Below are 25494 nucleotides of genomic sequence, written 5' to 3' on the forward strand. Positions count from 1 at the left end.
ATAAACATGAGACCAGAAGACTTACAAGACCTCTCGCTCCTCGGACAGAAGAGCGTCCCTTATATTTTTGAATACACACCTGACGTCCTCGAGGCGTTCCCGAACCGTCACCCGGAGAACGACTACTTCGTCAAATTCAATGCGCCGGAATTCACGTCCCTGTGCCCAATCACAAACCAACCCGACTTCGCGACGATCTACATCTCGTATATCCCGGATGAGAAACTCGTTGAGTCGAAATCGTTGAAGTTGTACTTGTTCAGTTTCCGTAACCACGGTGACTTCCATGAGAACTGCATCAACGTCATCGGGAAGGACCTCGTCAAATTGATGGAGCCACGCTATCTCGAAGTGTGGGGCAAATTCACACCGCGTGGCGGTATCTCGATTGATCCGTATTACAACTACGGAAAACCGGGTACGAAGTACGAAAAAATGGCGGAGCATCGTTTGTTCAACCATGACCTCTACCCTGAGACGGTCGACAACCGTTAATTAAAAAGTAGGCGCTCCATTGGAGTCGCCTACTTTTTTTGAAAGCGATGGATCTGTCGCTTGATTGGTTCACGGAACACGGTCGCGATGAGCGTCAATACGAGCATGATCCCGAACGCCAACGCAATCAGCTTCCAATCCCCGCTCGCGATACTGCTTCCGAGAAAATTATTCGCGAACGCGCCAGGAATCATACCGACAACGGTCGCAAACAGATACGCTGGTACTTTTACTTTTGCCAAACCGGAAGCATAACTTACCAAATCGAAATTGACGAGCGGAATGAGACGTAAGATGAGTACATAAAAGAATCCGTCCTCTTCGATTTTGTGCTGAATGGCTTCATAATTCTTCGATTCAAAGTGATGCAAGAAATGGTCGCCGAAATAGATAGCCACATAATAAGCGACGAGAGCACTCAGTGTCGCCCCGATGACGGTATAGACGACACCCGGTAACATCCCGAACGCCAAACCGCCGGCGACCGATAAGACGGACGTCGGAAACAGGATGAGCGGACGAACAGTGAACAAGAGGATATAAATCAAAGGGGCCAACCAACCAAATTGGATGATATAGTCCCGGATGTCTCCTGGACTTACATCAATCCATTGATAGAGAAACGTCGCTGTCCCGAACAGGAGTAGGACGAGTGCAATCATCCACTGTACCTTCCATTTTTTCATCGTCCTCCCTCCTTCCTATTTGGTTTTATTCCCGCAATCCGAGATGTCATCCATCTTTTTTCAGCCACCTCGATGTGTTACGGTTAGAGAAAGCAGAAGGAGGAAATCGATATGAACCTTGCAGATGCCCTAACATTAAAACAGTTGCTCCATGAGCAAATCGATACATTGACCGAAGAGATTGAGCACGTGGCATTCATCTCGCTCGAAGTGAATGATTCCATTCCGACGATTCAGTCTCGCTCCCTTCAAGATATCGAGATGGAACTTGAGCACATCCGTCTGGACTTACGTCAGCTCGACCGCCTCATTCAAGAAGCGAACGTCCAAGCCGTCGTTGAAACGCATGACGGTCCGCTCCCGCTCGTAGAGGCAATCGAACTCGCCATTCAGTTACGTGTCCAAGCACGTCTTTATGAGAAATTGTCATTACGTCCGAAAAAGGAATACGTGCACGGGGTTTCCGTGATCAAACACGCCTTATATGACCCGGAGCTATATCGCTTGAAAGCACGCGATATTAAGAGACGAGCCATTCGAATCGAAAGTGCCATCCAGGCCGTCCGCTATCAGACCGATATCGACTTTGATGCTTCACGATATATGTAAGGTCCCTTCGCTTCAGACTGTAGACAAAGTATAGGTCTAATGTCTTTTTTATGCCCAATCCGGACACGGCTCGCTTTCCTAGGGGCAAGCAGGGAGCCGCATCGCGACTGCGTCACTGCTGGGTCTCCCTTTGCTTGCTATTCCCTCAGGAGTCTCGCCTGCCCGTTCTTGGTCACCTGTTGTCCTTCATCCCAAATATAATGGTGTGAGAAGAACACACAGGGGCGGATTTGATGATCAACAAGTCGACACAATCCATCCTTCACGGTCTGACAAACGGAACGGATGTTGAACAGCGGCCCGAGGAGGATGATCTCGGGATCGATGACGGGTGGGCTCGGCGTTTTCCCTTTCCCCTAATACATCGATTCGAAGTAAGTACCGAGCTTTTTCTTCGGCCGTCGGGGCCTTAGAAAAAGACAAACGGCCGCCAGATGACGACCGTTTGCGCTGCTCGCCCGACGGCGCCCCGACTCCTGCAGGAAAGCAATCCGACGGAGACCCAGCAGCGACTTAGGTCGCGATGCGGCTCCGGGATTGCCTGAGGAAAGCGTGGGCGCCGGAAGGACGAGTTCGAACATGTTATTTGTCAACAAGCTGAAGCGAAGGAGTCCCTTCGCTTTTTTACATATGGTCATGGTGGTTGTGGTGGATATCATGATGGTTCGATGAAGAAGAACGGTGACGTGGTGGAGCCTCATCGGCAAATTTTTCCCCGTCTAAAATGCCGAGACGCTTGTATTGGCGATCGACTCGCTCTTTCGTCTCCTCGCGAACGGATCTTGACTCCATCACCAATTGATAGCACCCGAGTGCGACACGGAACGGTTCCATCCGTGTCCGTTCAATCGAGAAGGAATCGACACTTCGTAAATACTCGGCCAATCGCTCGGCCGTGTCATCGTCCGGATCATCGGCGAGTTGCGAGGCGAATTGTTGTAAGTCCTTCAACGTGCTCGATGTTTTGGAATGCTGAAAAATCGTTTTTACGAACGCAAAAATAATCAGACCGAACACAACCATGAACACGATAGGAAATATCGACACAATTCCGGTAAAGAATGAGTCCCCCATGGAGTCACTAAACGGATCTCCGCCAAATCCAAACACTGTCATTTCAAATCCCCCCCTTTTTCTTTATGTACGTTCATTCAGTCGAATCGGTTTCATCAAAAAAACCGCGATCATTCGACCGCGGCATCCATTCAACTGTTCAATTGTTTCTCCATCATGATACGTGGCTCGCCGTCTTCGGTGTAGGCGCCCATGATGTCATATCCGCAAAGGAGGTTCAAGATGATGACCCCTTTGTTCGTATTCCGCGCTTTCGTACGAATCGAATGAAAACCTTGCGCTTCGACCCACTCAAGTTGCGTGTCCATCAGCTTGCGACCAATGCCATGCTTTTGAAAGTCTGGGTGTACGCCGCCCGCCCAGCTATAAAACCGATAAGGCTCTGCCTCATAACCGATTTTAAAACCGACCAGCTGCTCCTCTGAGAATGCTAAGAGCACCAACGGATTGGCGTGTCGATACAGGCGCTCTTTAAATCGCAGCTGATCGAGGTCACCATATAACGTGCGGTACAGCCGGAAGAAGTCCTCTTCAAAATCTTTAAAGTTGTTCGTCACATCTTTTACGATAAATGAACTCGTCGTACTCATCGTGCCATCCCCTTTCAGTTTCTGGACAAAGATTCCGTACGTCTGTTCTTTTCGCCGTTCATTCCGAATTTCCTGTCTCCCGTTCGAAAGCTGTTACACCTTTTTGTTTATATAGTCCGAGCGTACGCTTCGGTAAGCTCTTGACCATCCAGTCTTTGAAGATGCGCGCTTGATCTTCGACAGGCAGTTCATAGCCATCCGTCACGATATGACGTGACCGTGTCGTGACATCATACAAAGAAATTGCAGCCGCCACCGAGATGTTCAAACTTTGTACGTATCCTTGCATCGGAATGACAAAGTTCCCGTCCGCTTTGTTGAGCGCGGCTTCCGAGACACCGCTATGTTCATTCCCGAATAGAAGAACGGTCGGCTTTGACACATCTACCTCCTCGAGCGGGATCGCTTCCTCGCTTAGCGCCGTCGCATATACTTGGTAACCACTTTCTTTTAAAGCGTCAATCGCTTCTTCAATCGAACCGTGCTCCACGACGTCCACCCAGCGATCGGCGCTTTTGGCGATAATCGAGTTCGGTTTGAACTTTGCCCGCCCTTCGACGACATGTAACGTTTGCACCCCGAACGCATCGGCTGAACGCAACACAGCGGATTGATTGTGCGGATCGTCCACACCTTCCGTCAAAATCGTGATATGGTTCGTTCGTGTATTCAATACTTCATACATCCGTTTGATGCGATCTGGCATGAGCATTTCATACAGAGGAAGGTCGTCCTCCTGCAATACACCCTTCTGCAATAACTCTTCTTTTAATTCAATCTGCTCGTCCTTCGTCAAAGCAGATGTGGTCTGTCTCCAACCCATCTTTCTCGCTCCCTTCAACCTATCATATTGTAGCTAGATTCGATTCGACTGACAAGTTCACCTAACATCTTCCATTGTCGCTTTGAAAATGAAAACAAATGAAAATAGCGAAAACGGTTGCATGAATTTATGCAATCGATTACAATCATTTATGCAAGCGATTGCACTATTGGCAAACACAAAAATAGATAAAACTCCCTCACAGGAAGGAAGCGTATAGCATGAAACAATTGATCTCATTCGATTTCTGGCAAAAACTCGGTAAGGCCTTGATGGTCGTCATCGCCGTTATGCCAGCTGCCGGTTTAATGATTTCCATCGGTAAATTGATTGGAATGTCAGCCGGAGATGTCGGTATTTTATTAACAACAGCTCGCATCATTGAAGATTTAGGTTGGGGCATCATCGTCAACTTACATATCCTCTTCGCAGTTGCGATTGGTGGTTCGTGGGCAAAAGATCGTGCAGGTGGTGCGTTCGCAGCACTTCTCGCCTTCATCTTGATCAACCGTGTCACAGGTGCCATCTTCGGTGTCAACGGTGCCATGCTTCAAGATCCGGAAGCGACAATCGAGTCACTCTTCGGTGCAAACCTTGTCGTCGCTGACTACTTCACATCTGTACTCGGCTCACCTGCCCTCAACATGGGTGTGTTTGTCGGGATCATCGCCGGTTTCCTTGGTGGTGCACTATACAACCGTTTCTACAACTTCAACAAATTGCCGAATGCCCTCTCGTTCTTCAACGGGAAGCGCTTCGTACCATTCGTCGTCATCCTTGGTTCAGTCGTTGCTGCCATCGTTCTATCGATTGTATGGCCAACGATTCAAGGTGCGCTCAACAGTTTTGGTGAGTGGATTGCCACATCACGCAACACGGCTCCAGTCCTCGCTCCGTTCATTTATGGTGCGCTCGAGCGTCTCCTCTTGCCGTTCGGTTTACACCACATGCTCACTGTTCCAATGAACTACACGGAACTTGGTGGAACGTACACAATTTTAACAGGCGCGACAGCTGGGTCAGTCGTTGCCGGACAAGACCCGCTCTGGTTGGCATGGGTAACAGACCTCGTCAACTTGCGTGCCGCTGGTGATACAGCTGCATACAACGCCCTTCTCGCTGATGTCGTTCCGGCCCGCTTCAAAGTCGGTCAAGTCATCTTGTCATTCGCTGCTTTGATCGGTGCCGCATATGCGATGTACCGTAACGTCGACGCTGAGAAGAAAGCACAATACAAGCCGATGTTCTTGTCAGCTGGACTCGCTGTCTTCTTGACAGGTGTCACAGAACCAATCGAGTTCATGTTCATGTTCGTCGCGCCAGTCCTTTATGTGGTTTACGCGCTTATGGCAGGTGCTGCATTCGCATTGGCAGATATCATCGACCTACGCGTCCATGCTTTTGGTGCAATCGAACTCTTGACGCGCATCCCGATGATTGTCAAAGCGGGACTACTTCAAGACTTGATCAACTTCGTTCTCGTCTCTGTAGCATTCTTCTTCCTCAACTTCGGTGTGTTCAATTTCTTCATCAAGAAGATGAACTTGCCGACACCAGGACGTAACGGAAACTACATGGAAGAGACGACAGAGAAGTCATCTGTGGCAGGTAACGAACAAGTCATGGGGATTATCGCCCTTCTCGGTGGGGAAGAAAACATTGAAGATGTCGATGCATGTATGACTCGTCTTCGTGTGACCGTTAAAGACGTTACACTCGTCTCTGACGAACAAGATTGGAAGAAAAATGGCGCCATGGGTCTCATCGTAAAAGACCGTGGAGTCCAAGCCATCTATGGCCCGAAAGCCGACGTATTGAAATCAGACATTCAAGACGTCATCGGTGCATAATCTACTGGCCAACTCGCTCAAGAGTTGGCCTTTTTTCTAAAGGAGGACTATCGTGAATATTTTAACGCTTAATTGTCACGCCTGGTTAGAAGACCGTCAACAAGAAAAGATTGACGCCATCGTCGAACGCATCGCGAGTGAAGAGTACGACCTCATCGCGCTTCAAGAAGTCAATCAACATAAAGAGGCCCCACTGATCTACGGAAACATCCGTGAGAACAACTTCGCCCACGTCCTCGTCGAGCGCTTAAAAGAGTTGGACGTCCACTATCACATGACATGGGACTTTGCCCATTATGGATACGATATTTACGAGGAAGGCGTCGCCATCCTGTCGCGCACACCGTTCCTATCAACAGAATCGTTCTTCGTATCGAAGACAATGGACCCAGACAACTACAAGTCTCGTAAGATCGTCAAAGCCATGATTGCAGGCGCAGATGCTCCAACGACCATTTACTCGTGTCATCTCGGATGGTGGCATGATGAAGAGGAGCCGGTGAAACACCAACTCGATGAACTGATTCGTCGCGTCGAGCATGACGACCATGCCCTTCTACTCGGCGACTTCAATAACGATGCCTTCATTCGAGGAGAAGGATACGATTACTTGATGGAGAATGGACTCCAAGATTTGTTCCACCTCGCAACAGAACGTGAAGGCGATGCGACGGTACAAGGGAAAATCGCCGGGTGGGACGAAAACAAAAAATCACTTCGCATTGATTTGATGTTAACGAATGCCCCGATTCACGTTTCTCGCCACGCGGTCGTCTTTGATGGCGAGAACGGACCGATTGTCTCCGACCACGCCGGTGTCGAAGCAACTGTATTTTGGCGCTAATTCGCCTTTTTCTCCTTACTTGGGAGAAAAGGGTTTTTCTTTTGGAGAAAATCTTGTAACGTGATAGAAGACTGATGTCTAACTACTAATGAATGAGATAGAAAGAAGTGTTTGAATATGAAGACAAGCTCGCTCAGTCGAAGCGACTGGACTTTAGTTTTATCCTTATCCTTATTAACCTTCGTTCTCGGAACGAGTGAATTTGTCATCGTCGGGATTTTACCTGATATCGCAAACGGATTATCCATCTCGATCGCGACGGCCGGGAGTCTCGTATCGGCATTCGCCATCAGCTTTGCCGTCGGCACACCAATCACCATGTCCTTGACGAGCCATCTTCCTAAACGCAAATTGATGCTTGGTCTGACCATCCTGTTCACTATCCTTAACTTGTTGAGCAGCCTGGCACCGATGTATGAGTGGTTACTCGTCTTGCGCATGTTGACGGCCGTCGTCACAGGTGTCTTGATTTCACTTGCCATGCTTGTCGCCAGCGAGAGTGTCCCACCGACAAAGCGTGGGGTCGCCGTATCCTTTATTTTTGGTGGATTCACGATGGCGAACGTGTTCGGCGTTCCAATCGGGACATTCATCGGACAACAGGCAGGTTGGGAATCCACATTTATATTAACGACTGCACTCGGTGCAGTCGCCTGGATTGCCATTTACCGCGTCTTGCCGAACCAATTGTCTCAAGAAAAAGCATCACTTCGTGAACAATTGACATTGCTGACGAATCCGCGCATCTTGATCGCATTCCTGATTCCGGCGTTCGGTTTCGGGGCAACGTATGTCGTATATACGTATCTCGTGCCGATTTTAAAAGATGTACTCGGTGTACCGGTCGCTTGGGTCAGTCCGATTTTATTCGCCTACGGATTCATTTCGATTTTCAGTAATATCGCTGCCGGAAAGATTGCTAGTCACAATCCAATCGGACGCTTACGGTTCGTCTTTCTCGTCCAGGCGTTCGTCTTGGCCGCGCTATTCGTGACAACGTCGAATGTGACGCTCGGTCTTCTCAATATCGCACTTATGTCGTTCATGGCAATCTTATTGACGACATCGACTCAGATTTATTTGATCGATTTGGCAGAGAAGTTCAATCCGAATGCCAAAGGTCTCGCCTCGTCACTTATGCCCGTGGCGAGTAATGTCGGGATTGGACTCGGTTCCGCTCTCGGTGGTGTCGTCTATGCGACGAGCCCCATCATGACGCTCGCACTTGTCGGCGGTCTGGTCGCCCTCGTTACAGCCGCGTTGACCGCAGTCAGTTATTCGCTTGATCAACGCTAAAACGTGTGCACCTTCATCGAGGTGCACACGTTTTTTATAACCATTCGAGAATCGCTGATAGGACTTCGTCCAATTGTTCTTTCGATGTGAGCGGGCTTTCCTGATCTCCTTTTTGTGGACCATACATTCCGAAGTTTGCATGATTCCCGCCTTCAATTTGTACGAATTGGCTATCTTCAGGGAGGTCGCTTCGACTCGCCTCGATGTCTTCTGGGACAGCCAATCCATCCAATTCACCGGAAATCGATAGTACACGTAAGTCGCTATCGACCATCGAACTGATCGGATACGAAGCGAGGAAAATGACACCCCCCACTAATTCTTGATGCTCAAGTGCATACCCCGATGCCGCCGAACCTCCGAGTGAATGACCGGCCACAATCCAGCGTTCAATCTCCGGATGTGCCTCGATGATTGGAGCTGCCGCATCGATATCTAAAATGCCTAAATTGAGACGAAGCGATGGAATCGCGACAAAGACACCCTCTTCCGCTAATTGTGTTCCGTAATAGGCATACGCCTCTTTCTCGACTTTCGCCCCTGGATAGAGAATGACGCCGACCTCACTCGTCGTATCTCCAAACTCGAGACGGTTGTCGACCACTTTCCCCTCTTCGGCATACTGTGTCGCTTCATCGGTTGGTCCATACGTGAACTGTGTCCAAATCAAAAAGCCTGCTACCGCGACAACAAGCAACCCTACGACTGAGAGTGCGGCCCACTTGAAGAATTTCTTCATTATATAGCCTCCATTTGCATCCACTTCCTCATAGCGTTACACTAATAAGAAAAAGCATGATCAGGGGGACACCATGACCAGAAGTAATGTAACCACGACGATTCAGTGGTTTATTTTTATTTTAGCTACAAATATTGTACCACCACTCTCCATCGCCGCCTTGTTTGAACTGTCACCAGATGAGACGATGACCTTCATATCCCGCTCACTCTTCATCTTCGCACTCTTTAGCATCATCCAGACGTTGCTCGGACATCGCCTCCCGATACTTGAAGGACCCGCCGGCATTTGGTGGGGCGTCTTCACCTTATACGCATCCATCGGACCCGCCTTATACGGAAGTCAACAAGAGACGTTGCAGGCACTTGGATTTATGTTGTTCTTGAGTGGGATCCTTGGCGTGTTGCTGACCGTCACCGGTATCTTAAGACGCATGCTTGCCCTGTTTACACCTCAAGTACTCGGTGTCTATATGATTTTACTCGTCCTCCAATTGTCAGGAGCCGTCATTAAAGGTGGCTTCGGGGTGACGGAAGACGGAATCAATATCGTTCAAGCCGTCGCAACGGCTGGTCTCGTCTTGTTTGCACTCACGCTTGAACAAAGTCGCTTTAAACAATATGGACTCGTCATGACGCTTTTCGTCGGGTTCGGTTTATTCCACTTGCTCGACCTTGGAAATCCAATCGTCCGCTCAGAATCGTTCTTCCTCGTACCGGAACTTCTTCCCTTCGGAAGTTGGGTGTGGGATTGGAACTTGTTGCCGACGGCTTTCGTTATCACCTTGCTTCTCATGACGAACGTCCTCGCGAACATCAAGTTGATTGAACGTATCGTCAGCTCTCGTGAAAAACGTGAAATCAAAGGGAACGTTCCCGCGTCTGGTGTTGCAAGTGGGGTCAGTCAAATCGTGGCTGGTCTGTTCGGAACACCAGGTCCTGTCGCAATCTCCGGGACGGCCGGATTCCTCTCTTCGACGGAGAGCGTCCAGCGCGCTCCTCACTTGATTGCCCATGCCCTCATGATGGGATTAGCACTCATCGGACCATTCGTCTCGTTGATTGCGAGTATCCCAGCCGCTGTCGGCTATGCGATCGTGACACCACTTATCGCAACGATGATCATCATCGGAATCAATGAGGCTGCCTTCGAATTAAAACAATCGACGGCTTCTCTTACGGTCGGTCTCCCGCTCGTCATCGGTGCCGGGGCGATGCTCTTGCCACCTGGTTCGATGAATGATTTGCCGCCGCTCCTTGCGACCGTCTTCTCAAACGGACTCGTCCTCGGAACGATCGTCGCTTTGACGACAGCTATCTTAAGTAAAATCAAGGATTGAAAAAAGAACTGACCATAATAACGGTCAGTTCTTTTCACGTACATGCATATGATAACGGGCATCGTGCGGTAACACGGCGCCTTCTTCTTGTTCAAAATGCGCACGGTCTTTCCAGTATCGCACCCCTGACAACGTATCACGGTAAAGAGCACGCTGTAGCGCCTGTTTCGCCGTGACAGCTGTGCCGTCATCATTTTTCAACTCGAGCCCCATCAACTTATAGCCAATGGTTTGTCCGCCTCGACTCATTTGGCAAGCTTCCATCGCGTATGTGAGCAGTGTCGGTGTGACGACTGCATGCACGAACTCGCTCTTCACTTTCTTGCGCACGAGTTGCTCCACGCCATAGCTGACGAGCCCTGCGATGACACTGTCAATTAAGACCGCTTTCGTTCGTTTCTTCGTCAATGGATTCATCGGCTCATCCTCTGCATCATACCCGACGTCAACACTTCGATTCCTTCGCCTTCTTCAGACGCCATGATCAACGCACGTGCGACATGCAGCGCTTGAATCGGTGCGACTTCTGGTGCCTTTTCCACCAGCAGCGACTGGAACGGGCGACTGATGACCTCAGCCGCTTTTTCCCCGAGTCGGAATGAATCACGCTCGCCGAGTAACAACGAAGGACGCGCGATAATGAGATGATCGAAGTTGAAGATGCGCAATCCGTTTTCAAGCTCCCCTTTTACCTGGTTGTAAAAGAAAGAAGAACGTAATGATGCGCCTTGTGCCGATACGACCGCATAGCGTGTCGCACCATGTGCCTTGGCGATACGAGCGACTTCAAGCGGCAGCTCTAAATCGACTTGTTTGAATGCTTCTTGTGAGCCAGCGACCGCAATCGTTGTGCCGAGTGCACAATACACGTCATCGATGTGTGGAAGTGCCGCATCCATCTCCTCGAATCCGACGACCTCGTGTAGTTTCGGATGACTCCATCGCTTCGAGCGACGGACGACAATCCAGACCGACTCATAACGGTCACTCTCTAACAACTGTTCCACCAATTCGCGACCAATCAAGCCGGTCGCGCCTACGACAAGTGCAGTTTTCCCCATTCGTGACTCCTCCTAGACTACTATTTCCTTCAGTCTAGCTGACTTGTCGTTCTTCGGCAATAATCGCCGCGGGACGGAAGCGGTCCATCATACGGAAAAATCCGTTCAACAGGAGCGCTGTGAACGAACCTGCCACGATGGCACTATCTGTGAACAATTGAAGCCATTCCGGCATGTTGGCGACAATCGCCGGGTTAGCGGTGATGCCGAGTCCGACACCAATCGAGAGTGCGATCGTAATCAAATTCTCGTTTTTCGAAAAATCGACCTGACTCAGAATTCGAATGCCGGAAGCGGCGACCGTTCCGAACATGACGAGCATCGCTCCACCTAACACAGGCTTTGGAATCAATGTCGTGAATGTGGCGACTTTCGGAAGGAATCCGAGCAAGATGAGTAACCCACCTGTCCAGAAGATGACACGGCGCGATTTTACACCTGACAATTGAACAAGTCCGACATTTTGACTGAACGTCGTGTATGGGAAGCTGTTGAAAATTCCTCCGAGAATCGTTGCGACGCCTTCCGCACGATACCCTTTCGTCAATTCTTTTGCACCGATCGGTTTTTTCGTGATATCGCTGAGCGCCAAGAATACACCTGTCGATTCAATCATCGAAATAATGGCGACGAGCGTCATGACGAGGATGGCAGACACATCGAATGTCGGCATCCCAAAGTAGAACGGTTGAACCATTTGGAACCATCCCGCTTCACGGACAGGACTGAAGTCCACGAGACCGAGCGAAGCAGCAACCCCTGTTCCGATGAGGACGGCAAAGAGGACAGCAGCGGCGCGGGTGAAGACAGTACCAACACGGTTCAAAATGAGAATGAGTAAAATCGTCAAACCACCTAATCCGAGATTCTGCATCGATGCGAATCCAGGCTCACCTGGCATCCCGCCACCGATGTCATTGATGGCGACCGGAATCAGTGAGAGACCGATGATCGTCACGACCGAACCGAGGACGACCGGCGGGAAGAAACGTGCGAGCTTCCCGACAAATCCGGAAATGAGGATGACGATGAACCCACTGGCAATCAAAGCGCCATAAATGGCCGTAATCCCATTTGAGCTTCCGATGGCGATCATCGGACCGACCGCCGTGAACGTACATCCGAGGACGACTGGCAATCCGACACCCGTGAAGCGTGTCGTCCATACTTGTAAAAGCGTCGCCACCCCACACATGAATAAATCAATTGCCACGAGATAGGCGAGCTCGGTTGGACCAAGTCCGATGGCACCACCGACGATGAGCGGGACGATGGCTGCTCCCGTGTACATGGCGAGCAGATGCTGAAACCCGAGACTTGCCGTCTTAAATGTATTCATCGAACGACCTCCACGAATGAGATGTGGTCTTTCTCTAATTTCGCGATACGTGCCAACGATTCGACGCGATAACCACGCTCAATCAGTTTATCGCGGCCTGGTTGGAACGATTTTTCGATGACGATTCCAACACCTGCGACTTCTGCACCTGCCGCTTCGACGAGTTGTGTCAGTCCGAGCGCCGCTTCCCCGTTCGCGAGGAAGTCATCGATGACGAGAACGCGTTCGCCTGGTAAGACGAAACGTCGGCTCAAGCTGATGCGGTTCGTCTCCTGTTTCGTGAACGAATAAACATCCGCTTCGACGAGGTCGTCTTGGAGCGTCAGCGATTTCCGCTTACGCGCGAATACGAACGGGATGCCCATCTCAAGCGCCGTCATCATCGCTGGCGCAATCCCGCTCGATTCGAGTGTGACGATTCGGTCTATTTGAGCGTCTTTGAAGCGTTCTGCGAACTCTTTGCCGATGGCTTGCATGAGCACGGGGTCGACTTGATGATTCAAGAAGGCGTCAACTTTCAACACTTGGTCGGATAAGGCCCGACCCTCTTCACGGATTTTGTCTTCTAACTGCTTCATTGTTGTTCCCTCCATTAAAAAATGCGATTCGTCACCCCTCATCGGGAGGCAACGAACCGCATGGAAATCAACGACAGCATACGACAAGCGCCACCCGTAGTCGAACCATTTACGGTAGTTCGGTAGAGACTTGCGGACCATATTTCCGCTGATATACGAGTGCGAATCTATTTATATAAGATAAACTTTATTGTAGACGAGCTGACGAGAAATGCAATAGGTTGGAATCAAACGGTGAAATGTTCGATTTTTCTGAAACTGCTGTATACTGTATGTATTGGATATGAGAGAGGAGCCTTGCCCTTATGAAGTTATTCGTATTAGGCGCAACCGGTCGGACCGGACATCAATTCATCGACCAAGCCATCGAGCACGGTCATGACGTCACCGCGTTCGTACGTGAACAGAAAAAGTTGATTCGGACCCCACAACTTGAAATCATCGAAGGCGACTTATATGACATCGATGCGTTAACAGAAGCGATGCATGGTCATGATGCGGTCATCAGCTGTCTCGGAACGGATTTGAGCAATCCGGACTTTTTAGCGAGTGTCACGGACAAGCTCGTCCCTGCGATGAAGACGAATGGCATCTCACGCGTCGTCTATTTGGCCTCAGCTGGAATCGACAATGAGATACCGGGACTTGCAGGGAAAGCCATTACGTTCATGCTCCGAAAACCGCTCCGTGATCATCGGGCAGCCGTGGACCTGTGGCGCAACTCGTCATTCGATTATACGATTGTACGACCGATGCAATTGACGGACGGTCCTCGCACCTCGACTTATCGTACGGCCATCGATGAGGTACCGGATAACGGGAAACACATCTCACGGGCAGATGTCGCCCAGTTCATGCTTCACGCCATCGAAGAGAATGAACATGTACGGGAGTCAGTCGGACTGGCGTACTAATTTGATTGGATTCATGCTACAATATCGGGTAGTTTACTTTGAAAGGAACGAAAACGAATTATGAGTATATTAACGGTACAAAACTTGAGCCACGGCTTTGGTGACCGCGCTATTTTGAACGATGTCTCTTTCCGCCTCTTAAAGGGGGAACACATCGGTCTCGTCGGAGCGAACGGTGAAGGAAAATCAACGTTCATGAACATCATCACACGCAAACTGCAACCGGATGAAGGGAAAATCGAATGGGCGAAAAATGTCCGTGTCGGTTACCTCGATCAACATGCGGTGCTCGAGCGCGGGATGACGATTCGTGACGTCTTAAAAGGTGCTTTCCAATACTTGATTGACATGGAGACGCGCATCGGCGAACTCTACATGGAGATGGGTGACGCGACACCTGAACAGATGGAAGACATGCTCGCTGAAGTCGGTGAACTTCAAGAGACGCTCGACTCGAACGACTTTTATATCATCGATGCGAAAGTAGAAGAAGTCGCACGCGGTCTCGGTATTTTAGATGTCGGTCTCGACCGGGACGTCACGGACTTGTCAGGTGGGCAGCGTACGAAAGTATTGCTTGCGAAGTTGCTTCTCGAGAAGCCAGATATCTTGCTCCTCGATGAGCCGACCAACTATTTGGATGAAGTTCATATCGAGTGGTTGAAACGCTACCTCCAAAACTATGACAATGCCTTCATTTTGATCTCACACGATATCCCGTTCTTAAATAGTGTCATCAACTTGGTCTACCATATGGAGAACCAAGAGTTGAACCGCTACGTCGGAGACTATGACAAGTTCATGGAAGTGTACGAGATGAAACGCTCGCAGCTTGAAGCAGCCTATAAGCGTCAACAAGCTGAGATTGCCGACTTGAAAGATTTCGTCGCCCGGAACAAGGCGCGCGTCTCGACACGAAACATGGCGATGTCACGTCAGAAGAAACTCGATAAGATGGATGTCATCGAATTGAGTGCAGAGCGTCCGAAACCGGAATTCCGCTTCCTGCAGGCCCGTACATCGGGACGACTCATCTTTGATGCCAAAGGTCTCGTCATCGGATACGACGAGCCGCTCTCACGTCCGCTCGACCTTCAGATGGAGCGCGGTCAAAAGATTGCCCTCGTCGGAGCGAACGGAATCGGGAAGACGACGCTCTTAAAGAGCTTGCTTGGATTGATCAATCCGCTTGAAGGAACCGTTGAGCGCGGTGAGTTTCTGGAGATGGGTTACTTCGAACAAGAAGCAGCAACGAGCAACAACACATGTATCGAAGAGATTTGGAGCGAGTTCCCATCACTCAACCAACAACAAGTACGCGCGATGCTCGCGAAGTGCGGACTCATGACGAAACACATCGAAAGTAAGATCTCCGTCCTCAGTGGTGGTGAAAAAGCGAAAGTTCGTCTTTGTAAACTCCTCAACAACGAAACAAACCTTCTCTTACTCGATGAGCCGACGAACCACTTGGACGTCGATGCGAAGGAAGAGTTGAAGCGTGCGTTGAAAGAGTACAAAGGAAGTGTCCTCCTCATCAGTCACGAACCAGAATTCTATGAGGATATCGTCACAGACGTCTGGAACTGTGAGTCGTGGACGACGAAAGTATTCTAATTCAGTAAAGGACGTGTCGTATGGCGACCCCAATTCAAACGAATGAACGGATTATTTTGTATGATATTATCCGAGGGTTTGCCCTCTGCGGCATTTTCCTCGTCAATATCCCGAGTATGCTCGGGAGCGACTGGATATTCGGTCGCCCCGATTATTATGGGAGCGACTTGTTTGTCCGCACGCTCTTTGACTTGTTCGTGCAGACGAAGTTTTATACGATTTTCTCCCTTTTATTCGGGATCGGCTTTTCGATTTTCCTCGAGCGTTCTTACGCTCGGGGCGAATCGGTCAGTCGTTACATACGCCGGATTTTGATTCTCTTCTTGTTCGGTCTCGCACACTTGGCGATTTGGTCAGGTGATATCCTCCATACGTACGCGATGTGGGGCTTATTGCTTCCCCTTTTCTATAAGTTGAGCAACCGTGCCATTCTGACGTGGGCATGGAGCTTGTTAATCGGCAGTATCCTTCTGTTGTATGGAACTTCCGCGTTGAGTGAATGGCGCATGGGTGGAAGTTATTATGGCGGCATCCCGTTCCCCGATGTATTCAATCAAGGCTTCGGTGCCTGGTTCGATTATCGATATTCCATCGAAATCTTTAACGCCTTCTCCAACTCGTTCGCGGTCGGTTTCGAGATTCTCAGTCTATTCTTATTCGGACTGTATATCGGACGTGAACGAAAACTTCTGACGTGGCGTTTAGAAAGCTTGATGCGTACGGCCATCATCTGTGCCGTCCTCGCCCTTCCATTCTTCGGCGTGATCATTTGGCATCATTACGGTGAAGGGTATCCATACTTCTGGCTGAACTTGTTCGCCGTCTTGATTTCCGGGAAGTTACTCGCCACGACTTACGTCTGTCTGTTCACGGTAGCCGTTCGTAAAGGTCGTACGTTCGCGCCGCTTCAAGCGCTCGGACGGATGGCACTCACGAATTATTTGACGCATACGCTGATCGTGTTCTTACCGGTGATCGCACTCGGTGCATACGGGGCGCTCTCTTTAACCGAAGGGTTATTCCTCAGTATCGCAATCTTGATTGTCCAGGCATTCTTCTCGATGTGGTGGCTGAAGAATCACCGTTACGGACCATTTGAGAAGCTATGGCGCTTAGGGACGTATGGAAGACAAACAAAATCATCCTAAGATCGGACTTCATCGTCCGGTCTTTTTTTGTACAGGTAGGAAATCCCAGATTCACATGCTATTCTGATGAAGGAAAACGCTTGCACGAATAAGGAGGAACGTATGTCACAGACAGCCATCGAGGTCCGCGATCTCGTGAAACACTATCAAATTTTAGAACGTGATGCCGGCTTAAAAGGCGCCATTAAAGCCCTATTTTCAAGAAAGTATCGTATCAAAGAAGCCGTGAAAGGAATCGACTTGTCCATCGCTCCAGGCGAACGCGTTGGATACATCGGCTTTAACGGTGCTGGAAAATCGACAACGATTAAAATGCTTGCCGGCGTCCTTCGTCCGGATGCCGGATCCGTCCGTGTCTTTGGCATCGATCCACACGAAAACCGAATCCAAAACGCCCGTCAAATCGGAGCGGTCTTTGGTCAACGGACGCAATTGTTTTGGGATATTCCTGTTCGGGAGTCATTCGACTTACTTCGGGAAATCTATGAAGTGCCGCGTTCAGAGTTCGAGGAAACCATTGCCTGGTTTATCGAACAACTCCAGCTGGAACCTCTTCTCGACGTGCCTGTCCGTCAATTATCACTCGGACAAAAAATGCGATGTGAGCTCGCAGCGGCCTTCTTGCACCGTCCTCGTGTCGTGTATTTGGATGAGCCGACAATCGGTCTCGATATTGACATTAAAGAGACGATTCGGGCGTTCATTCGGGAAATCAGTGATGCTTGGGGCACGACGGTCATTTTGACGACACACGATATGCAGGATATCGAAGAAGTGTGTGATCGAGTCATCGTCCTGGATGAGGGACGAATCATTTATGATGACCGCATTGAGACGCTCAAGCAGACGTTCAACAATGAACGCACGCTTGAAATCACACTCGACGAAGGAACGACATTCGTCATTCCGCCATCGGTGACAGGACTCGTCACGGAACTCGCTTCAGAGACAGATTCGATTCAACTGGCATTTAACCACCATGAGATTTCAAGCGGACAGTTGATTCGTGAAATCGTGAACTGCAATCAAGTGAAAGACTTATCCGTTGTCGTACCGAAAATGGAGACGTTAATCCGAAACCTTTATCAGCCTGAGGTGAGCGCATGAGGCTTCAAAAATATGTAGCGCTCGCCGCCTCACAAATCAAAGTCGATATGGCCTATACGGCTTGGTACTGGGCGAGCATGTTCTCGGTGACGATGCGCCTGTTCATTTTATATTTCTTTTGGCAAGCGGTTTACGAAAATAAGACCGATGTATCAGGCATCTCGCTTTCAATGATGTTGACGTATGCAGTACTTGCGACGATGCTCGATCAATTCCGTGGCGGTGCCGGACGTGAACTTGCTCACCTCATCAAACACGGTGGTGTCGCCGTCGAACTGCTCCGCCCCTATCATTTACTGGATAAGTTACTCGCTCAAGATATCGGGACGAAAACGTCGACATTTTTCCGATCGACACTGCCGCTCCTCGTCATTGCGATGCTGTTTATCGGGGTTGACCCTCCGACGTCCCTCGAGAGTGTGTTCGCCTTCTCAATCAGCGTCGTACTCGCGATTCTACTTGCGACACTGATTGATTTGCTCGTCGGCGTGTTGTCCTTTTATACGGTGAACGTATGGGGACTTTCTGTTTTACAGGAGGCGATCATTACCATCATGTCCGGGGCAATCATCCCGCTGACACTCTTCCCTGACTGGTTCCAGACGATCAGCTTGTATTTACCGTTCGCCTCACTCGTCTATGTGCCCGTCGCCATCTATACAGGTGACATACAAGCATCCGGTATATGGCCGTCGATTCTGATTCAACTTGCGTGGGTCGGGGCCTTCTTTCTATTTGTACGACTCTTATTCGCGTATGCGGTTCGGAAAGTGACGGTGTTTGGCGGATGAAACGATATGCGAAACTATATTGGCTCTATGCCAAAAATCACTTCAAAGTGATGATGGAATATCGGATGGATTTCTTGATTGGCGTGTTATCGGTCTTCGGTCAACAATTTGCCGCCCTCTTCTTTTTATCGATTGTCTTTCAGCATATCGAATCGCTGAACGGCTGGAGCTTTTACGAGATTTTGTTCATCTATGGCATCGCGTTTTTAGGTCGGGCTGTCCATCATATCTTTTTTGATAATCTTTGGACGATTGGCTGGCAGTACATCCGTACGGGAAACTTGGACCGTATTCTAATGCGTCCCGTGAATCCGCTGTTCCAAATCGTCGCGGAGCGGGTTCAGCAAGACGGATTCGGTCAACTCTTGATTGGGGGGAGCGTACTCTGGCTCGCATCGAACGAACTCGGGATGTCGTGGAGTGTGATGGACGTGATTGTCCTTCTCATCATGGTCCTCGCGAGCGGCATGATTTATATCGCAGTCAACTTGTTCTTTGCGACGTTCTCGTTTTGGATGATTGACAGTTTGCCCGTCGTGTTCGCCGTATTCAGTTTGAGTGATTTCGCCCGTTACCCGATGACGATTTACTCGAAGGTGATCATGTTCGTCTTAACGTACATTATCCCGTTCGGCTTCACGGCATTTTATCCGGCGATGTACTTCTTTGAAGGACGTGGGTTCACCATGTTTGCACTAGCAACCCCGCTTGTCGCAATCCTCTCACTCGTCATCGCCTATCGATTTTGGTTGTTTGGACTGCGTGCTTTTGCAAGTACAGGTTCTTAATGAGGAAAGGGTGAGTGGATGAAGATTGTTCAACAGTGGAATCAGGAAGATCGCGAATATATTCGACAGCGATTGATTGAATATAATGCATCTCAATTACCGGATGAAGTGAAGCACCCCGTCGAACATGTGAGTTTCATCGTTCGAGATGACGACGATCAGATTGTCGGTGGGGTGACTGGTACGGTGTTTTGGTACACGATGCACATTCATTTCTTATGGGTGGACGAACAGCTTCGGGGAGAAGGATATGGAACGAAATTGATGAAGCGTATTGAACAGTGCGCCATCGAGCATCAGTGCGGTCTCATACAACTCGACACGTTCAGTTTCCAGGCACCTGACTTTTATATCGGGCTCGGTTATGAAGTCGTTGGGGTGATCGAGCACCACCCGACAGTAGAGCATCAACAATATTATTTGAAAAAGACTCTTCTCAAACAAAATTAAAACTGCAGACGTATGAACGTCTGCAGTTCCGCTCGAGGCCACGGCTTCGAGTTTTTATTTTGTCGCCGCTTCCGTTAAGAATGGCACGATTTGCTTCTTACGTGAGACGACACCCGGAAGTGTCGCCAATCCGTTTTGGAGCGTCACGTTAAACGCTTGCTCGAAGAGTTCTGGTTTTGGTCCAACAACGATGGTTTCTGAATCGTTCGTCAAAATGTTCGTGATGGCGAATACGAACAAGTCTAAGTTTTTCGCTGCAACCGTGTTGGTAATCGCCGCTTCGACTTCCGCTTTACGGTTCAAGACATCATTCGCATCGACCGTGTTCACTTGCGCGATCTCGACACGATAGTCGCCCATCGCGAATTCTTTCGCATCGAGTGAGATGAGTTCTTCAATCGTTTTTTGGCTAAGGTCTGCACCGGCTTTGAGCATCTCAAGCCCGTATGCTTCTGCATCGACACCAGCAATCTCAGCAAGTTCTTTCGCTGCTTTGATATCCTCGTCCGTACATGTCGGTGATTTGAAGAGAAGTGAGTCCGAGATGATGGCTGAAAGCATCAAACCGGCCATGTCCGCTGCGATTTCAACACCGTGCTCTTTATACAACTTCAATAAAATTGTCGCTGTACATCCGACTGGCTCGGCACGATAGTAGAGCGGGTCTGCCGTTTGGAAGTTCGCGATGCGGTGGTGATCGATGACTTCAAGGATCCGCACGTCTTCGATGCCGTCTGCACTTTGCTGGAACTCGTTGTGGTCGACTAAGATGACTTCTTCTGCTTCACCTTTTACGCTTTCAATCAAACGTGGTGCTTTTACGCGGAAGTGATCGAGTGCATATTGCGTTTCCCCGTTCACTTCGCCAAGACGGACCGCTTCTGCGTCCATCCCTAATTTCTTTTTCAACTCGGCATAGGCGAGCGCTGATGTGATCGTATCGGTATCTGGATTTTTATGTCCGAAGACTAGTACTGTACTCATATCTCATTCTCCTCACTAAATAGTTTTCCCTTATCCATTATAACGTCCACGGCATTTCTTTCAATTCCCCAAACAAAAAGAGCCGTTTCGGCTCTTAAGATTGTTCGTCTTCATCTGTCTCCTCGAGGTCGGAATGATTTCCTTTTGAATCTTCTTCGTGGGAGATATCCGGTTGATCTCGTTTCAACTTCTCTTTTTCTTCTTGTTCACGCTTTTCTTTGTCTGACATATCGTGTCATCCTTTCGAAAATCCGACTTGTCGTAATCTGTTCCCCAAGCCAGATTTCGTCAAACGACATTTCATCAAACGTAAACAAACTGAAACGTCAGGCTTGAACGAAGACGATTTCTTCTCCGCGAAGTTCGACTTTCACGTCTTGTCCTTGGAACAACCACTCATCTTGTTCCGCCACGACGAAACGAATGCCGTCTTCTTCGGTCTCAACAGCCGCATTGTTCACGTCTTCTGTGATGACTCCCACGGAGAAACCGTGCGTCAAGTCTGTCGAGCCCCCGTATTTTGCAAACAAACGAACCGTTTGACCCGCTTCGACTTCCATTTCTTCTTTAAACCATTGGAGCGCTTCTTCTGTTACTTGAATCTTCATCACATTTCCTCCTCTCGACTACTTCTTTCATTCTAAACGTTTCAAAAGAGTCGAGCGAGGATGTTGCCTAAAGTGTCATTCCCGCTTGATAGCTGACGGTCATCCCGTGAATCTCTGGAATGGCTCCGTTCATTTCAGCGAGCGTCGTTTCAAACAGTTGACGACCAATCTGTTCATTCGGAGAAAGCATCGTCGACAGTCCGAATGCCCGACTAATCGGATGTCCGTCAAACCCTAGCATGGCGACTTCCTCAGGAATGGAGATGTTCCGTCGTTGCATCTCCCCCAAAAATCCAAGAGCGACATAATCAGACGAGAAAAAGAGCGCTCGAGGACGCTCTTTTTGAGAGAGGAACGTTTCTGCTAACCGAATACCGTCCTCACTCGTCAAATAACCGGTCCAAATCCATTGCTCACGCGCATGCGCTACTTCATCGAAATAGGCTTGCTGACGCGCAAGGGAGCTCGGACTATGGCTTCTTGACAAGATGATTCCAATCTCTTCATATCCATGCTCCTGTAGCACATGAATACCTGACACGAACGATGCATAATGGTCGACATGGATGGATGAGATCGTCTCCGGTGCGCCGACGGTCGCTACGGCAATCGGTCCGTATGCACGATACGTCTCCATTTCCTTAAAGGACATTTCGTGCGACAAGACGATCGCCCCATCGACTTCGCGATGCTTCAATAAATCGAGTGCTTGTCGCTCCTCACTCAGCTTATACTCCGTCTGCCACATGACGAGTCGATAATCGTGCTCGAGGGCCGCTTTCGCAAGCCCGTTGACGAAGAGACCGTAATACGGATGATCCATATAAGGTAAGATGACGACGACGCGTTGTGTTTTCCCCGTCGACAACGTCAACGCCTGTTGATTTCGCAAATACCCGAGTTCTTTCATCGCCGCATGGACACGGGTCCGTTTTTCCTTCGATACATACGGATGCTCGTTCAACACGCGCGAGACCGTCGTCACCGATACGTCAGCGTGCTTCGCGATATCTCGAATGTTTGCCATTCGCCCCACCTCAACTTGTCAGTCTTTGCATATAGTGTACCCACTCTGCTTGCTGACTGTCACCTCTTTCGACGACTTGACTTCGAATCGCTTGAACGAGACGGAAGCGCTCCTCTAACGGTAAGTGAAGAAACTCTTCCTGGAAACGGGTACACAACATTTTTCCAAACGGCGTATACAACTGATTGATGACGAGTTCGTATACGATTCCACTGCACCATGTCTTCCACGTTGTCGGTTTCATATCGGTTCCCCTCCCTTTGTCTATACCGTATCTTCTGAAACGCGTTTCAGAGCAAGGTCTTTTTTGAAAAAAGTTTATTTCCGAACATTATTTATTGGTAACTTTCATTTTTCATGTTTTTTACTCAAAACAATTGACGGGAATCAAACATTTTTGTATAGTCATCAAGTTGATAACGTTAATTTATACATTTTTCTCAATTAATGTTCGGAAATAGGCCGAAATAAGGAGTTTTATCGATGAATATTTTTCAATTGAAACAACATGGTACGAATGTTAAACAAGAAGTGACAGCCGGAATCACAACGTTCGTGACGATGGCGTACATCTCTGTCGTCAACCCGGCGATTCTATCTGACGCAGGAATCCCGTTCGCTCAAGCTTTCACAGCGACGATCATCGCCATCCTCATCGGAACAGGCTTAATGGCATTTTATGCGAACTTGCCGATTGCTGTGGCACCCGGGATGGGTCTCAACGCTTTCTTCGCTTACACGCTCGTCGCCCAAGAACAAATCGCACCATCCGCCGCACTCGGCGTCGTCTTCGTCTCGTCCGTCTTCTTTTTAATCTTGTCGCTTTCTCCGATTCGGACAAAACTGATTCAGGCGATCCCGACTTCGTTGAAACATGCGATCACGACCGGAATCGGTCTCTTCATCGCTTCGCTCGGATTGAAGTTATCGGGATTAATCGTCGCAGATGAGGCAAACTTGGTGCGTCTCGGTGACGTATCCTCACCAGAAGTGTTACTCGTACTCGGTGGTTTAATCGTCTCGGCACTTCTCTTCTCGCGCAATGTCCCCGGTTCGTTATTGATCGGGATGGTACTCACTGGAATCGTGGCTTACTTCATGGACATCTTACAAATCAACGGTGTCACGGCAATGCCGACACTTCCAGAAGGACTCATGGTCAACCCGGTAACAGCATTTAGTGATGTCATTCAATATGGATTATTCGGTGCAGTCCTCTCGTTCTTCCTCGTCACATTGTTCGATACGACAGGTACACTTGTCGGTGTCGGGAAACAAGCTGGTCTCTTAAAAGAAGACGGAACGATTGAAAATGGTCACCGTGCACTCTTTGCCGACTCACTTGCCACAATGGGTGGTTCACTCGTCGGGACGAGTCCTTCGACGGCATACATCGAGTCTGCAGCCGGTGTCGCACAAGGTGGACGTACGGGTCTCACAACGGCCGTCGTCGCTGGTTTGTTCGGATTGACGCTCTTCTTCAGCCCGCTCATCGGTGCCATCTCTGGCGTTGCGGCGATCACAGCTCCTGCACTTATCATCGTCGGGGCGCTCATGTTGACGAACGTCCGTTATATCGACTGGAGCGACTTTAGCGAATACTTCCCGGCCTTCATGACGATTTTGATCATGCCGCTTTCAGGAAGTATCGAACGTGGGATCGCATTCGGGTTCATCTTGTACCCGATCTTCAAAGCGATGAACAAAGAGACGGTTCACCCGCTCATATACTTGTTCGGCGCACTTTTCATCTTGGAAATGTTCTTCCTATAATTTAGATACAAGACCCTCGTCATGTGACGAGGGTCTTTTTCTGTTATACGTAGCGGAATGCTGTTTTATATCAGACTACGGATGAATTATCATTCAGTGAGATACGTTATCAATTAGACAGGATTTTACAAATTAATCAGTTTTCCTCCCCATTTTCCTGTCACTTTCCTACGTATTATGAAATAATGACGGTGAAATCGCTATCATGAGAAGAAAGAAGGAATGGCTATGCCGAATGTAGCTTTATTCGTCACTTGTTTATCAGATACGTTGTTTCCATCCGTCGGACAAGCGACAGTCGAACTGCTCGAACATTTAGGGTGTGAGGTGACGTTCCCTTTTGAACAGACGTGTTGTGGGCAACCTGCTTATAACAGCGGCTATCATGAGGAAACGAAAAAAATCGCTAAACACATGATTGAAACGTTCGAACAAGCAGATGCGGAATATATTGTCGGACCATCGGGGTCATGTGTCATGATGATGCGCGACTATCCGCATTTGTTCCAAGGTGATCCGGTATGGGGTCCTCGGGCAGAGGCACATGCCGCCAAAACGTTTGAGCTGACGCAGTTCATCGTCGATGTGCTCGAAGTCACTGATGTCGGCGCCAAATTCCCCGCCAAAGCGACCTATCATGCGTCTTGTCATATGACCCGCCTTCTTGGAATTGAAGCGGCGCCTGGAAAGTTGCTAGGAAACGTCGATGGACTGACGATGGTTCCCCTTGCGAACGTACATAACTGTTGCGGGTTCGGCGGGACGTTCTCCGTCAAGATGCCGGACGTGTCAGTGCAGATGGTGGATGAGAAAGTCGAATCGATTTTACAGTCCGGTGCAGACGTTTTGATTGGGGCAGATGCATCGTGTCTGATGAACATCGGCGGACGCCTTCATAAACAGGGGCATCCGATTAAAGTGATGCATATTGCCGAAGTCTTGAACGAAGGAGTGAAGCAAGCATGAG

29 protein-coding genes and 1 riboswitch are annotated in these 25494 nt (G+C 49.3%); of the genes, 15 read left to right on the forward strand and 14 right to left on the reverse strand.

The window, feature by feature from the left end; all coding sequences use genetic code 11:
* The first annotated feature begins 6 nt into the window (after window positions 1-6).
* Complete coding sequence (queF, locus tag LCM29_RS11415) at window positions 7-495, forward strand: preQ(1) synthase (RefSeq protein WP_015880473.1); 489 nt, start codon at window positions 7-9, stop codon at window positions 493-495.
* A 29-nt stretch (window positions 496-524) separates the two neighbouring features.
* On the opposite strand, the gene LCM29_RS11420 is transcribed toward queF, so the two are convergent.
* Window positions 525-1181, reverse strand: coding sequence for a TVP38/TMEM64 family protein (locus tag LCM29_RS11420; RefSeq protein ID WP_224862924.1), 657 nt, complete (start codon window positions 1179-1181; stop codon window positions 525-527).
* A 111-nt stretch (window positions 1182-1292) separates the two neighbouring features.
* On the opposite strand from LCM29_RS11420, the gene LCM29_RS11425 reads away from it, so the two are divergent.
* Window positions 1293-1790 carry a hypothetical protein gene (locus LCM29_RS11425; protein ID WP_224862926.1) on the forward strand — a complete coding sequence of 166 codons (498 nt, stop codon included), beginning with the start codon at window positions 1293-1295 and terminating at the stop codon, window positions 1788-1790.
* A 624-nt stretch (window positions 1791-2414) separates the two neighbouring features.
* Here the strand turns inward: LCM29_RS11425 and LCM29_RS11430 are convergent.
* From LCM29_RS11430 to LCM29_RS11440, 3 genes are all read right to left on the reverse strand, one after another.
* Window positions 2415-2906: a hypothetical protein gene (locus LCM29_RS11430; RefSeq protein ID WP_224862929.1), complete on the reverse strand. Its 492-nt coding sequence runs from the start codon at window positions 2904-2906 to the stop codon at window positions 2415-2417.
* An 89-nt stretch (window positions 2907-2995) separates the two neighbouring features.
* Window positions 2996-3523, reverse strand: a complete 528-nt coding sequence (locus LCM29_RS11435) for a GNAT family N-acetyltransferase (protein ID WP_214876434.1) — start codon at window positions 3521-3523, stop codon at window positions 2996-2998.
* Entirely contained in the window at window positions 3513-4277 is a 765-nt protein-coding gene (locus LCM29_RS11440) for a TrmH family RNA methyltransferase (RefSeq protein WP_214785593.1), read from the reverse strand. The genes LCM29_RS11435 and LCM29_RS11440 overlap by 11 nt, the downstream gene beginning before the upstream one ends.
* A 221-nt stretch (window positions 4278-4498) precedes the next feature.
* Between LCM29_RS11440 and LCM29_RS11445 the strand changes: the two genes are divergently transcribed.
* The 3 genes from LCM29_RS11445 (at window position 4499) to LCM29_RS11455 (ending at window position 8267) form a co-directional block, all read left to right on the forward strand.
* Window positions 4499-6127, forward strand: coding sequence for a PTS transporter subunit IIBC (locus LCM29_RS11445; RefSeq protein WP_214785592.1), 1629 nt, complete (start codon window positions 4499-4501; stop codon window positions 6125-6127).
* A 52-nt stretch (window positions 6128-6179) separates the two neighbouring features.
* A complete protein-coding gene (locus LCM29_RS11450) occupies window positions 6180-6971 on the forward strand; it encodes an endonuclease/exonuclease/phosphatase family protein (RefSeq protein WP_224862931.1) in 792 nt (263 codons plus the stop codon).
* Window positions 6972-7088: 117 nt separating this feature from the next.
* Window positions 7089-8267, forward strand: coding sequence for an MFS transporter (locus LCM29_RS11455; RefSeq protein ID WP_214785590.1), 1179 nt, complete (start codon window positions 7089-7091; stop codon window positions 8265-8267).
* Window positions 8268-8301: 34 nt separating this feature from the next.
* Here LCM29_RS11455 and LCM29_RS11460 read toward each other — a convergent pair whose 3' ends face one another.
* The gene (locus LCM29_RS11460; RefSeq protein ID WP_224862933.1) at window positions 8302-9006 is read right to left on the reverse strand and encodes an alpha/beta hydrolase; all 705 of its coding nucleotides are present in this window, start codon (window positions 9004-9006) and stop codon (window positions 8302-8304) included.
* A 73-nt stretch (window positions 9007-9079) separates the two neighbouring features.
* Here LCM29_RS11460 and LCM29_RS11465 point away from each other — a divergent pair, with 73 nt between their 5' ends.
* Window positions 9080-10345, forward strand: coding sequence for a purine/pyrimidine permease (locus LCM29_RS11465; RefSeq protein ID WP_224862935.1), 1266 nt, complete (start codon window positions 9080-9082; stop codon window positions 10343-10345).
* Between the two features lie 24 nt (window positions 10346-10369).
* On the opposite strand, the gene LCM29_RS11470 is transcribed toward LCM29_RS11465, so the two are convergent.
* From LCM29_RS11470 to LCM29_RS11485, 4 genes are read right to left on the reverse strand one after another with little or no spacing between them, the layout of a single operon-like run.
* On the reverse strand, window positions 10370-10762 hold the full coding sequence (locus tag LCM29_RS11470) for an RDD family protein (protein ID WP_214876296.1): 393 nt from the start codon (window positions 10760-10762) through the stop codon (window positions 10370-10372).
* Window positions 10759-11406 (reverse strand): NAD(P)H-binding protein, encoded by a 648-nt coding sequence (locus LCM29_RS11475; RefSeq protein ID WP_224862937.1) that lies wholly within the window; start codon window positions 11404-11406, stop codon window positions 10759-10761. Before LCM29_RS11475 ends, LCM29_RS11470 begins: the two co-directional genes overlap by 4 nt.
* 34 nt (window positions 11407-11440) lie before the next feature.
* Window positions 11441-12745 carry a nucleobase:cation symporter-2 family protein gene (locus tag LCM29_RS11480; RefSeq protein WP_224862939.1) on the reverse strand — a complete coding sequence of 435 codons (1305 nt, stop codon included), beginning with the start codon at window positions 12743-12745 and terminating at the stop codon, window positions 11441-11443.
* A complete protein-coding gene (locus LCM29_RS11485) occupies window positions 12742-13323 on the reverse strand; it encodes a xanthine phosphoribosyltransferase (protein WP_159563328.1) in 582 nt (193 codons plus the stop codon). The genes LCM29_RS11480 and LCM29_RS11485 overlap by 4 nt, the downstream gene beginning before the upstream one ends.
* A 77-nt stretch (window positions 13324-13400) precedes the next feature.
* Window positions 13401-13502, reverse strand: a riboswitch (purine riboswitch).
* A 126-nt stretch (window positions 13503-13628) separates the two neighbouring features.
* Here LCM29_RS11485 and LCM29_RS11490 point away from each other — a divergent pair.
* From LCM29_RS11490 to LCM29_RS11520, 7 genes are all read left to right on the forward strand, one after another.
* Window positions 13629-14237 (forward strand): NAD(P)-dependent oxidoreductase, encoded by a 609-nt coding sequence (locus tag LCM29_RS11490; protein WP_224862941.1) that lies wholly within the window; start codon window positions 13629-13631, stop codon window positions 14235-14237.
* Between the two features lie 60 nt (window positions 14238-14297).
* Entirely contained in the window at window positions 14298-15851 is a 1554-nt protein-coding gene (locus tag LCM29_RS11495) for an ABC-F family ATP-binding cassette domain-containing protein (RefSeq protein WP_074034179.1), read from the forward strand.
* 20 nt (window positions 15852-15871) lie between these two features.
* Window positions 15872-16999 carry a DUF418 domain-containing protein gene (locus LCM29_RS11500; protein WP_224862943.1) on the forward strand — a complete coding sequence of 376 codons (1128 nt, stop codon included), beginning with the start codon at window positions 15872-15874 and terminating at the stop codon, window positions 16997-16999.
* Between the two features lie 102 nt (window positions 17000-17101).
* Window positions 17102-18106 (forward strand): ATP-binding cassette domain-containing protein, encoded by a 1005-nt coding sequence (locus tag LCM29_RS11505; RefSeq protein ID WP_224862945.1) that lies wholly within the window; start codon window positions 17102-17104, stop codon window positions 18104-18106.
* Window positions 18103-18897: an ABC transporter permease gene (locus tag LCM29_RS11510; RefSeq protein WP_224862947.1), complete on the forward strand. Its 795-nt coding sequence runs from the start codon at window positions 18103-18105 to the stop codon at window positions 18895-18897. Before LCM29_RS11505 ends, LCM29_RS11510 begins: the two co-directional genes overlap by 4 nt.
* Entirely contained in the window at window positions 18894-19685 is a 792-nt protein-coding gene (locus LCM29_RS11515) for an ABC transporter permease (protein ID WP_224862949.1), read from the forward strand. The genes LCM29_RS11510 and LCM29_RS11515 overlap by 4 nt, the downstream gene beginning before the upstream one ends.
* Window positions 19686-19703: 18 nt before the next feature.
* On the forward strand, window positions 19704-20135 hold the full coding sequence (locus tag LCM29_RS11520; protein WP_224862951.1) for a GNAT family N-acetyltransferase: 432 nt from the start codon (window positions 19704-19706) through the stop codon (window positions 20133-20135).
* Window positions 20136-20189: 54 nt separating this feature from the next.
* On the opposite strand, the gene LCM29_RS11525 is transcribed toward LCM29_RS11520, so the two are convergent.
* From LCM29_RS11525 to LCM29_RS11540, 5 genes are all read right to left on the reverse strand, one after another.
* Window positions 20190-21119, reverse strand: coding sequence for a manganese-dependent inorganic pyrophosphatase (locus LCM29_RS11525; RefSeq protein WP_224862953.1), 930 nt, complete (start codon window positions 21117-21119; stop codon window positions 20190-20192).
* A 94-nt stretch (window positions 21120-21213) separates the two neighbouring features.
* Complete coding sequence (locus tag LCM29_RS15220; RefSeq protein ID WP_263600848.1) at window positions 21214-21348, reverse strand: hypothetical protein; 135 nt, start codon at window positions 21346-21348, stop codon at window positions 21214-21216.
* Window positions 21349-21445: 97 nt separating this feature from the next.
* Complete coding sequence (locus tag LCM29_RS11530; protein WP_074034990.1) at window positions 21446-21727, reverse strand: HesB/YadR/YfhF family protein; 282 nt, start codon at window positions 21725-21727, stop codon at window positions 21446-21448.
* A 67-nt stretch (window positions 21728-21794) separates the two neighbouring features.
* Entirely contained in the window at window positions 21795-22754 is a 960-nt protein-coding gene (locus LCM29_RS11535) for a LacI family DNA-binding transcriptional regulator (RefSeq protein ID WP_214695838.1), read from the reverse strand.
* Window positions 22755-22764: 10 nt separating this feature from the next.
* Window positions 22765-22998 carry a hypothetical protein gene (locus LCM29_RS11540; protein WP_214876283.1) on the reverse strand — a complete coding sequence of 78 codons (234 nt, stop codon included), beginning with the start codon at window positions 22996-22998 and terminating at the stop codon, window positions 22765-22767.
* 245 nt (window positions 22999-23243) lie between these two features.
* On the opposite strand from LCM29_RS11540, the gene LCM29_RS11545 reads away from it, so the two are divergent.
* The gene (locus tag LCM29_RS11545; protein WP_224863196.1) at window positions 23244-24527 is read left to right on the forward strand and encodes an NCS2 family permease; all 1284 of its coding nucleotides are present in this window, start codon (window positions 23244-23246) and stop codon (window positions 24525-24527) included.
* Window positions 24528-24755: 228 nt separating this feature from the next.
* A complete protein-coding gene (locus tag LCM29_RS11550) occupies window positions 24756-25493 on the forward strand; it encodes a (Fe-S)-binding protein (RefSeq protein WP_214876281.1) in 738 nt (245 codons plus the stop codon).
* The last annotated feature ends 1 nt before the right edge of the window (window position 25494 follow it).

It is taken from the genome of Exiguobacterium aestuarii (assembly GCF_020171655.1).
Lineage (GTDB): Bacteria > Bacillota > Bacilli > Exiguobacteriales > Exiguobacteriaceae > Exiguobacterium > Exiguobacterium aestuarii_A.